This window comes from Nocardioides sp. (assembly GCF_004803405.1).
In the GTDB taxonomy this organism is placed as follows: domain Bacteria; phylum Actinomycetota; class Actinomycetes; order Propionibacteriales; family Nocardioidaceae; genus Nocardioides; species Nocardioides vastitatis.
Window position 1 is genome coordinate 1 of sequence record NZ_SSXI01000305.1, and the last position, 1081, is coordinate 1081.

Below are 1081 nucleotides of genomic sequence, written 5' to 3' on the forward strand. Positions count from 1 at the left end.
CACCGCGGTCGCGGCGAGCACAGCGTCGCAGCCGAGCTCCATCGCCAGTGCCGCGTCGCTGGCGGTCCCGACGCCGGCGTCGAGGACGACCGGGACGTCGACGGCCGCACGGACCGCCTCGATCGCGTGCGGGTTGAGCACGCCGAGGCCGGAGCCGATCGGCGAGCCCAGCGGCATCACGGCGACGCAGCCTGCGTCGACCAGCCGGCGTGCGACGACCGGGTCGTCGGTCGAGTAGGGCAGCACCGTGAAGCCGCGCCGCACCAGCTGCTGCGCGGCGTCGAGCAGCTCGACCACGTCGGGAAGGAGGGAGCTCTCGTCGCCGATCACCTCGAGCTTGACCCACGCCGTCCCGAGCGCCTCGCGCGCCAGCTCGGCGGTCAGCACCGCCTCCCGGGCGGAGAGGCACCCGGCGGTGTTCGGCAGCACCCTGACGCCGGCGGCTCTCAGGGCGGCCAGGACGCCGCCCTCGGCGACCGAGGAGACCCGGCGCATCGAGACGGTGACCAGCGCCGGCTCGGCAGCCGTGAGCACCGGCCCGAGGAGGGACAGGTGGGGCAGGCCGCCGGTGCCGAGGAACAGCCGGGACGGCAGCACCTCGTCGGCGATCGTCAGCGCGTCCTTCATCCGCCCTGCACCGCCGTCACGACCTCGACGACGTCGCCGTCGGCCAGCGGCCACCGCGGCCAGTCGTCCCGCGGCACCACCTCCTCGTTGACAGCGACGGCCACGCCGTGGGGTCGCGGGTCGTGGAGGCGAAGGGCGAGCAGGTCGGCGACGGTGTCGGCGTCGACCGCCAGCGCCTCACCGTTGAACGTGATCGTCATCGTGATCCTCTCGCTTCGGGGGCTTCGTGGCTGTCGGGGGCTTCGTGGGTGTCGGGGGATCCGGCGAGTGCCGGGGCGAGGAGCCGGCGCGGGTCCACCGCGGGATCGACCACCCCGCTCTCGAGGTGGTCGGCGACGAGCGCCGCCGTCAGGGGCGCCAGCAGGACGCCGTGCCGGTAGTGCCCGGCCGCCAGCAGCACGCCGTCCACACCGGACGGTCCGACGAGCGGCAGGCCGTCGGCGGTGGCCGGGCG

Annotated in this window: 3 protein-coding genes; all 3 read right to left on the reverse strand. The window is 75.3% G+C overall.

All coding sequences use genetic code 11. From position 1 onward, the window contains the following. The coding region (locus E7Z54_RS21130; protein WP_136436709.1) for a thiazole synthase at nucleotides 1-627 on the reverse strand (627 nt) is incomplete at its 3' end. Continuing rightward, complete coding sequence (thiS, locus tag E7Z54_RS21135; protein WP_136436710.1) at nucleotides 624-827, reverse strand: sulfur carrier protein ThiS; 204 nt, start codon at nucleotides 825-827, stop codon at nucleotides 624-626. The genes E7Z54_RS21130 and thiS, both read right to left, overlap by 4 nt. Further along, the coding region (locus E7Z54_RS21140; RefSeq protein WP_136436711.1) for an FAD-dependent oxidoreductase at nucleotides 824-1081 on the reverse strand (258 nt) is incomplete at its 5' end. The genes thiS and E7Z54_RS21140, both read right to left, overlap by 4 nt.

Coding starts and splice junctions, on each gene's coding strand:
- thiS (WP_136436710.1), bottom strand. CDS start 827: ATGACGATCACGTTCAACGGTGAGGCGCTGGCGGTCGACGCCGACACC.